Raw genomic sequence first — 9464 nt, forward strand, 5'->3', positions numbered from 1 at the left:
ATGCCCGATTATTATCCATGCTCGTCCGCTCGACTAGTGAGCTGTTACGCACTCTTTAAATGAATGGCTGCTTCCAAGCCAACATCCTAGCTGTCTGGGCAGACAAACCTCGTTATTTCAACTTAGCGTATATTTGGGGACCTTAGCTGATGGTCTGGGTTCTTTCCCTCTCGGACTTGGACCTTAGCACCCAAGCCCTCACTGCTGGTAAACATTATATAGCATTCGGAGTTTGTCAGGAATTGGTAGGCGATGAAGCCCCCGCATCCAATCAGTAGCTCTACCTCTATATAACTATAACCCAGCGCTGCACCTAAATGCATTTCGGGGAGTACGAGCTATTTCCGAGTTTGATTGGCCTTTCACCCCTACCCACAAGTCATCCGAAGACTTTTCAACGTCAACCGGTTCGGACCTCCACTGTGTGTTACCACAGCTTCATCCTGCCCATGGGTAGATCACACGGTTTCGCGTCTACCATTACTGACTAAAGCGCCCTATTCAGACTCGCTTTCGCTACGGATCCGTGACTTAATCACTTATCCTCGCCAGCAACGGTAACTCGTAGGCTCATTATGCAAAAGGCACGCCGTCACACCACTTGGATGCTCCGACCGCTTGTAGGCGTATGGTTTCAGGATCTATTTCACTCCGTTATTCACGGTTCTTTTCACCTTTCCCTCACGGTACTGGTTCACTATCGGTCTCTCAGGAGTATTTAGCCTTAGCGGATGGTCCCGCCAGATTCACACAGGGTTTCACGTGCCCCGCGCTACTCAGGATACCACTATCAATATCTTCTCTTACTTATACGGGACTATCACCCTCTTTGGTTAACCTTTCCAGGTTATTCTAATTCAATCCGCATCAAATGTCGTGGTCCTACAACCCCAGAATTGCCGTAACAACTCTGGTTTGGGCTAATCCGCGTTCGCTCGCCACTACTTACGGAATCACTTTTGTTTTCTTCTCCTCCGCCTACTTAGATGTTTCAGTTCAGCGGGTTCACTCTCCTATCGGAGTAACATGTCTTCAACATGTTGGGTTGCCCCATTCGGATATCTACGGATCAATTCGTGTGTGCCAATCCCCGTAGCTTTTCGCAGCTTATCACGTCCTTCATCGCCTCTGAGAGCCAAGGCATCCCCCATACGCCCTTATTTTGCTTATTGTATTCTTATAATGAGCAATCCGTTAATTAAAACGAATTTATTATATGTTTGCTAGTCATATGCTGTGCGCATATCACATAGCGTGTTTTCTACTTTTTGTATTTTATCTCAATATGTCAATGAACTTTATTTATGTCGAAAGTTGTAAGGTCTTAATGTCTAATGTCCAAAGACTTTTGACTTTACGACTTTAGCCTTTCGACTAAATCAGTGGAGAATATCGGAGTCGAACCGATGACCTCCTGCGTGCAAGGCAGGCGCTCTAGCCAGCTGAGCTAATCCCCCAATTTTAATGGATAATTGTCAATTGATAATTGATAATTATTTTTCAATTGAGTTTTTAACCAATTCTAGAATTTCCAAACAATAAAACAGATTTTTTCAATTGTTAATTATCAATTGTTAATTATCAATTATTAATTGTTAATTAAAATTAGTAGTCCCGCCCAGACTCGAACTGGGGACCCCTACATTATCAGTGTAGTACTCTAACCAGCTGAGCTACGAGACTCTGTTTTGTTTGTTTTGTATTATTTGAACTAACAGCAAGAGTAAGTCTCTTTTTTATATTATAAATCGAAACCTAAATGATTATCTTTTGTCTCTAGAAAGGAGGTGTTCCAGCCGCACCTTCCGGTACGGCTACCTTGTTACGACTTAGCCCTAGTTACCAGTTTTACCCTAGGCAGCTCCTTGCGGCGACCGACTTCAGGTACCCCCAGCTTCCATGGCTTGACGGGCGGTGTGTACAAGGCCCGGGAACGTATTCACCGGATCATGGCTGATATCCGATTACTAGCGATTCCAGCTTCACGGAGTCGAGTTGCAGACTCCGATCCGAACTGAGACCAGTTTTGAAGATTCGCTCCTTATCACTAAGTGGCTGCTCTCTGTACTGGCCATTGTAGCACGTGTGTAGCCCAAGGCGTAAGGGCCGTGATGATTTGACGTCATCCCCACCTTCCTCACAGTTTACACTGGCAGTCTCGTTAGAGTTCCCGACATGACTCGCTGGCAACTAACGACAGGGGTTGCGCTCGTTATAGGACTTAACCTGACACCTCACGGCACGAGCTGACGACAACCATGCAGCACCTTGTAGATTGTCTTGCGAAAGATCTGTTTCCAAATCGGTCAATCCCCATTTAAGCCTTGGTAAGGTTCCTCGCGTATCATCGAATTAAACCACATGCTCCACCGCTTGTGCGGGCCCCCGTCAATTCCTTTGAGTTTCATTCTTGCGAACGTACTCCCCAGGTGGGATACTTATCACTTTCGCTTAGCCACTCAGATTGCTCCGAACAGCTAGTATCCATCGTTTACGGCGTGGACTACCAGGGTATCTAATCCTGTTCGCTCCCCACGCTTTCGTCCATCAGCGTCAATATATTAGTAGTAACCTGCCTTCGCAATTGGTATTCCATGTAATCTCTAAGCATTTCACCGCTACACTACATATTCTAGTTACTTCCTAATAATTCAAGCCAAACAGTATCAATGGCCGTTCCATCGTTGAGCGATGGGCTTTCACCACTGACTTATTTGGCCGCCTACGGACCCTTTAAACCCAATGATTCCGGATAACGCTTGGACCCTCCGTATTACCGCGGCTGCTGGCACGGAGTTAGCCGGTCCTTATTCATACAGTACCGTCAAGTCTCTACACGTAGAGGTGTTTCTTCCTGTATAAAAGCAGTTTACAATCCATAGGACCTTCTTCCTGCACGCGGCATGGCTGGATCAGGCTTGCGCCCATTGTCCAATATTCCTCACTGCTGCCTCCCGTAGGAGTCTGGTCCGTGTCTCAGTACCAGTGTGGGGGATCTCCCTCTCAGGACCCCTACCCATCGTAGCCATGGTAAGCCGTTACCTTACCATCTAGCTAATGGGACGCATACTCATCTTTTACCGTTGGAACTTTAATAATCAAATCATGCGATCCGAAAATACTATGAGGTATTAATCCAAATTTCTCTGGGCTATCCCTCTGTAAAAGGTAGATTGTATACGCGTTACGCACCCGTGCGCCGGTCTCTCACGCCCGAAAGCGTGATACCCCTCGACTTGCATGTGTTAAGCCTGCCGCTAGCGTTCATCCTGAGCCAGGATCAAACTCTTCATCGTAGATTTTTTAAGATATCTCTATCTAACTTATTTTATCGACGATAATCATTTTGCTAGGTATTCAATTTTTATAATACTCGAAAAAGAGTTACTCTTATTCTTATATGCTGTCAATCCAATATGTCTATGAACGTAAATACATCAAATGTATCTCTCTAATATCTTGCTTTTCGCTTACTCTAATCGTTAGCGGGTGCAAAAGTAAACCCTTTTTTTAAACTAACAAAACTTTAATACACTTTTTTTGAGAAAAATTTATAACCGTTTTGTTATGACTAAAATCTAAAAAGAACTTCCCAAAGCGGGGGGCAAATATAACACCTTTATTACTGAATTACAAAATCTTTTCTGCCTTTTTAACAAAAGGATTTTTATAACCAAATTATAAAGAACGCCACTCCCAATGCGGGTGCAAAACTAATAACTAAATTCGGATTTCCTAACCTTAAATTCATCTTTTTTTAAAGTAATTGCTTAACTATTGAACCACAAGAAGTTAGAAGTGAAGATTTCTTATAAAAAAAATTGAAAGGCAGGATTCTTATGGAAATAATTGCCATAGCCCTGATTGTAGCGGCATCCTTTTTGTATAATGGGCTTTACTTTTCTTAAAGACCACTATACAAAAAGATAGAGCGGAAAGCAGGAAGAGCTGCTAAAAAAACTATACCTATTATATATTGTAGGAAATATTGGATTGTATTATATTTGCACCTCAATAAAATTTAAACCATGATTAAAGTTACTTTACCCGATGGATCGGTAAGAGAGTTTTCGCAAGGCGTAACTCCGATGGATGTTGCTAAAAATATTAGCGAAGGATTTGCTAGAAATGTAATTTCAGCTAATTATAATGACACAACGATAGAAACATCTAGCCCATTAACAACGGACGGCAAGTTAACTTTATACACATGGAATGATAAAGAAGGGAAGAAAGCTTTTTGGCATTCGACTTCGCACGTAATGGCACAAACTCTGGAAGAAATGTATTCTGGAATTAAGCTAACACTTGGACCGGCTATTGATAACGGATTTTATTATGATGTAGATTTTGGTGACAATAAAATAACGGATGCTGATTTTAAAAAGATTGAAGACCGCGTTTTAGAAATTTCGAGAGAAAAACACGAATTTAAAATGCGTGCTGTAACAAAAGCAGAAGCATTAGATAAATATAAAGACAACGAATATAAAACAGAATTAATTTCTAATTTAGAAGACGGCACCATTACTTTTTGTGATCATGCTACATTTACAGATTTATGTCGTGGTGGACACATTCCTAATACTGGAATTATTAAGGCTGTAAAAATAATGAGTATTGCTGGAGCTTACTGGCGTGGTGATGAGAAAAACAAACAGTTGACTCGAGTTTACGGTACATCTTTTCCAAAACAGAAAGATTTAACAGATTATTTAGAGTTATTAGAAGAAGCTAAAAGACGCGACCATAGAAAGTTAGGTAAAGAATTAGACTTATTTCATTTTTCACCGCGAGTAGGACAAGGTTTACCATTATGGTTACCAAAAGGTGCTGCTTTGCGAGATAGATTGGAACAGTTTTTAAAGAAAGCACAGAAGAAAGCAGGATATGAACAAGTAGTTACGCCTCATATTGGACAGAAAGAATTATATGTAACTTCTGGACATTATGCTAAATACGGTGCTGATAGTTTTCAACCGATAACTACTCCTGCTGAAGGCGAAGAGTTTTTGTTGAAACCGATGAACTGTCCACATCATTGTGAAATATACAATTCTAGACCATGGTCTTATAAAGATTTACCAAAACGTTATGCTGAATTTGGAACCGTTTATAGATATGAACAATCTGGAGAGTTGCACGGCTTAACAAGAGTAAGAGGATTTACTCAAGATGATGCGCATATTTTCTGTATGCCAGATCAATTGGATGCAGAATTTAAAAACGTAATCGATTTGGTGCTTTATGTTTTTGGATCTTTAGGGTTTGAAAACTTTACGGCTCAGGTTTCTGTTAGAGATTTAAACAATCCTGATAAATATATTGGAAGTGTTGAAAACTGGGAAAAAGCTGAAAATGCTATTATTAGTGCTGCAAAAGACAAAGGTTTAAATTACGTTATTGAATCTGGTGAAGCTGCTTTTTACGGTCCGAAACTTGATTTTATGGTAAAAGATGCATTGGGCAGAAGCTGGCAATTAGGTACTATCCAAGTAGATTATAACCTACCGGAACGTTTTGAACTATCCTATAAAGGTGCAGATGATAAATTACATCGCCCTGTAATGATTCACAGAGCGCCATTTGGTTCGATGGAACGATTTATAGCTATTTTGTTAGAACATACAGCAGGAAATTTCCCACTTTGGTTAATGCCAGAACAGGCAATTATATTAAGTTTAAGTGAGAAATATGAAAAATATGCGAAAAAAGTTTTAGATTTGCTGGAAATTCACGAAATTCGCGCCCTAATTGACAACAGAAACGAGACAATTGGCAAAAAAATAAGAGAAGCTGAAATGCAAAAAATGCCTTTTATGCTTATCGTTGGTGAAGAAGAAGAGAAAAACGGCACCATTTCTGTTCGTCGAAATGGACAAGAAGGAAAAGGGAATATTACAGTTACAATTGAGGAATTTTCAAAAATTGTAAATGAAGAAATAAGCAAAACATTGAAACAATTTTAAAGTTTAACTAAAATTACAGAGTCATAGCAATTAGAAGAGGAAGAGGGAGTTACACTCCTAGAGTAGAAAAAATAGCCGCACATCGTATTAATAATTTAATTAGAGGTGTAGCTGAAGTACGTTTAGTGGGAGAGAACATTGAGCCAGGTGTATACGCAATGGCTGATGCATTAAGATTTGCAGAGGAACAAGAAGTAGACTTAGTTGAAATTTCACCAAACGCAGAACCACCTGTTTGTAAACTGATGGATTATGGAAAATTCTTATACCAACAAAAGAAAAGGGAAAAAGAATTAAAAGCAAAATCTAGTCAGGTTGTAATAAAGGAAATTCGTTTTGGTCCTCAAACCGATGAACATGATTATGAATTTAAGAAAAAAAATGCTTTAAAATTTTTACAAGAAGGTTCAAAATTAAAGGCATTTGTGTTTTTTAAAGGACGTTCAATTATCTATAAAGAGCAAGGACAAATTTTATTATTGCGTTTGGCTCAAGATTTAGAAGAATACGGAAAAGTAGAAAGCATGCCTGTTTTAGAAGGAAAACGTATGATTATATACATTGCTTCTAAGAAAAAAGTTAAATAAAGCAATAAGCAATAAGCAATAAGCAATAAGCTATAAAAAGCCCAATACTTACTGCCTAATGCTTAAAGCTATCAAGATAGTAAGTAAGAATAAATTTAATACCTAGGAAAAAATGCCTAAAATGAAAACAAAATCTAGTGCTAAGAAACGATTTAAAGTTACTGGTTCTGGAAAGATCAAAAGAAAACACGCTTTTAAGAGTCATATCTTGACAAAAAAATCTAAAAAACGTAAATTAGCTTTAACTCACTCTGGTTTAGTTCATAAAACAGATGAGAAGAGCATTAAACAACAATTAAATATTATTTAATACGTTGTTTGGTTAAAACTATTTAATAACCCTGGAGTGGGCTACTTAAATTATAAGTAAAAAGTGTTATAAAAAACCGCCTCACTACAAAAAACATTTAAAATTATGCCAAGAGCAGTAAATTCAGTAGCTACAAGAGCTAAAAGAAAAAGAGTATTAAAACAAGCAAAAGGATTCTTCGGAAGACGTAAAAACGTTTGGACAGTCGCTAAAAATGCGGTAGAAAAAGCAATGTGCTATGCCTACCGTGATAGAAAGCAAAAGAAAAGAAATTTCCGTGCCTTATGGATTACGCGTATTAACGCTGGTGCAAGACAGTACGGAATGAGCTATTCTCAATTTATGGGTAAAGTAAAAGCTAACAACATCGAATTGAACCGTAAAGTTCTAGCCGATTTAGCCATGAACCACTCAGAAGCATTTGCATCTATCGTAAATAAAGTGAAATAATCAACGTTTAATCATATTTATATCTTACTTATACAAAATCCCAACTTTTCAGTTGGGATTTTTTTGTTTCTTATCATAATGTAAATCTGTTTTATTAATCGTAAATTTGCCACTTACAATAGTATATGGAAAATAATGAAACAAACCTTTATTTTGAAGGTTTACACCCTAGAAACAAACATATTGGCAGATATAATTTTGCTCAACTGATTAAAACACATCCCGATTTAAACTTACATTTATTCTTAAATAAAGCAGGAGAAAAGTCAATCGATTTTTCTAATCCAATAGCAGTGAAAGCTTTAAACAAAGCATTGTTAATGCATTTTTACAACTTAGAGTACTGGAACATTCCTAAAACCAACTTATGTCCTCCTATTCCGGGAAGAGCAGAATACATTCATCATATTGCTGACCTTTTAGCTACTTCAAATGGTGGCGTGGTTCCAACCGGAAATGCAGTTAGAATTTTAGATATTGGTGTGGGTGCAAATTGTATTTACCCAATTATTGGACATCATGAATATGGTTGGACATTTGTAGGAACAGAAGTGGACAAACAATCTTTATTGTCTGCAGAAACGATTTTAAGTAAAAATCCGAAACTAAATGAAACTGTAACAGTTCGTTTTAATGACAACAAACGTACAGTTTTAAAATACATTTTAGAATCGGAAGAAGTTTTTGATTTTGTTATTTGCAATCCTCCTTTTCATACTTCTGCGGAAGAAGCAACAAAAGGTTCTTTACGAAAAAACAAAAACTTAGGTCAGAAAGTAGCCCACAAACCCGACTTAAACTTTAGCGGTAACAATAACGAATTATGGTGCGAGGGTGGCGAATTAGGCTTTATAACCAACATGATTTACGAAAGTGTTCATTTTAAAAGTCAATGTAAATGGTTTAGCGCCATTGTTTCTAAAAAAACAAACTTGAAGCCCTTATATAAACAAATGAAGAAAGTAGAAGTTAAAAAAAGCACTACACTTCATTTGACAAACGGCAACAAAACTTCACAAATTATTTGCTGGCAATTTTAATATAAAAAAAAGGCTACCAAATGGTAGCATTTTTTATTATAAATTTATTACTAATCGGAAACCTTCTCCGTGAATATTTAATATTTCTACACAATCATCTAATTTAAGATATTTTCTAAGTTTAGCTATGTAAACGTCCATACTTCTGGACGTGAAGTAATTATCGTCTCTCCAAATTTTTGTTAATGCTAGTTCTCTTGGCATTAAATCATTTTCATGAAGGGCTAACATTTTTAATAATTCAGATTCTTTTGGAGATAATTTAATAGGCTCTTGATTATCGAAAGTTAAAAATCGTAATTTTGAATTTAAATGAAATTTACCAATAGTAAACTCAAAAATAGTGGAATCTGGTTTTGTTTCAGATGCCTTTCTTTGAATAATTGCTTTGATTTTCATTAATAAAACCTCCGAATCAAAAGGCTTGTTTAAATAATCGTCTGCTCCTACTTTATAACCTTTCAAAACATCTTCTTTTAATGTTTTAGCTGTTAAAAAGATAATTGGCACTTCTGTATTTCTTTCTCTAATCTCTCTAGCTAACGTGTAACCATCTTTATAAGGCATCATTACGTCTAAAATACATAAATCATATGTGTCTTTTTTAAACTTCTCGAAACCTTCCATTCCGTTTTTAGCTAATGTAACTTCGAAATCATTTAATGATAAATAATCTCTTAAGACCGAACCAAAATTTGGATCATCTTCTACTAATAATATTTTTTTTGCTTCCATATCTTAATTTATTAATGGCAATTTAATTATAAATGTACTTCCTTTTCCTTTTTCACTTTCAACAAAAACCTCGCCATTATGGTCGTCGATAATTTGTTTTACGTATGCTAAACCTAAACCATGTCCTTTAACGTTATGTAAATCGCCAGTATGCTCTCTAAAAAATTTATCAAAAACTTTTTTCTGTACTGCTTTTGACATTCCTATACCGTTATCTTCAATTTTAATAACAACATAATCTTTAATATTTTCTGTATAGACTTTAATAATTGGTTTTTCCGATGCATATTTCATTGCATTATCCAAAATATTAACCAAAACGTTTGTAAAATGGACCTCATTTAAAAGAACTGTATTTCTAGTAGCATTAAAA

The 9464-nt window shown here is 37.0% G+C and carries 7 protein-coding genes, 2 tRNA genes and 2 rRNA genes; 5 read left to right on the top strand and 6 right to left on the bottom strand.

What is annotated here, in order from left to right:
• From ACIQ2I_RS08990 to ACIQ2I_RS09005, 4 genes are all read right to left on the bottom strand, one after another.
• Nucleotides 1–1172, bottom strand: a 23S ribosomal RNA gene (locus ACIQ2I_RS08990); the annotation flags it as partial.
• Nucleotides 1173–1383: 211 nt separating this feature from the next.
• A tRNA-Ala gene (locus ACIQ2I_RS08995) sits at nt 1384–1457 on the bottom strand.
• Nucleotides 1458–1609: 152 nt separating this feature from the next.
• Nucleotides 1610–1683 (bottom strand) — tRNA-Ile (locus tag ACIQ2I_RS09000).
• 97 nt (nt 1684–1780) lie between these two features.
• A 16S ribosomal RNA gene (locus tag ACIQ2I_RS09005) occupies nt 1781–3296 on the bottom strand.
• Between the two features lie 732 nt (nt 3297–4028).
• On the opposite strand from ACIQ2I_RS09005, the gene thrS reads away from it, so the two are divergent.
• From thrS to rlmF, 5 genes are all read left to right on the top strand, one after another.
• Entirely contained in the window at nt 4029–5969 is a 1941-nt protein-coding gene (gene thrS / locus ACIQ2I_RS09010) for a threonine--tRNA ligase (protein ID WP_396182071.1), read from the top strand.
• Between the two features lie 86 nt (nt 5970–6055).
• Nucleotides 6056–6556 (top strand): translation initiation factor IF-3, encoded by a 501-nt coding sequence (infC, locus tag ACIQ2I_RS09015; RefSeq protein WP_396182076.1) that lies wholly within the window; start codon nt 6056–6058, stop codon nt 6554–6556.
• A 112-nt stretch (nt 6557–6668) separates the two neighbouring features.
• The gene (gene rpmI / locus ACIQ2I_RS09020) at nt 6669–6866 is read left to right on the top strand and encodes a 50S ribosomal protein L35 (protein WP_140964640.1); all 198 of its coding nucleotides are present in this window, start codon (nt 6669–6671) and stop codon (nt 6864–6866) included.
• Between the two features lie 105 nt (nt 6867–6971).
• The gene (gene rplT / locus ACIQ2I_RS09025; protein WP_396182072.1) at nt 6972–7316 is read left to right on the top strand and encodes a 50S ribosomal protein L20; all 345 of its coding nucleotides are present in this window, start codon (nt 6972–6974) and stop codon (nt 7314–7316) included.
• Between the two features lie 125 nt (nt 7317–7441).
• Nucleotides 7442–8356, top strand: a complete 915-nt coding sequence (rlmF, locus tag ACIQ2I_RS09030) for a 23S rRNA (adenine(1618)-N(6))-methyltransferase RlmF (protein WP_396182073.1) — start codon at nt 7442–7444, stop codon at nt 8354–8356.
• 36 nt (nt 8357–8392) lie between these two features.
• On the opposite strand, the gene ACIQ2I_RS09035 is transcribed toward rlmF, so the two are convergent.
• Both ACIQ2I_RS09035 and ACIQ2I_RS09040 read right to left on the bottom strand, forming a co-directional pair.
• Complete coding sequence (locus ACIQ2I_RS09035; RefSeq protein WP_396182074.1) at nt 8393–9091, bottom strand: response regulator transcription factor; 699 nt, start codon at nt 9089–9091, stop codon at nt 8393–8395.
• A 3-nt stretch (nt 9092–9094) separates the two neighbouring features.
• A partial coding sequence (locus ACIQ2I_RS09040) for a sensor histidine kinase (protein ID WP_396182075.1) occupies nt 9095–9464 on the bottom strand: 370 nt, incomplete at its 5' end.

The sequence above is a fragment of the Flavobacterium sp. genome, assembly GCF_044368995.1.
Classification (GTDB): Bacteria; Bacteroidota; Bacteroidia; order Flavobacteriales; family Flavobacteriaceae; genus Flavobacterium.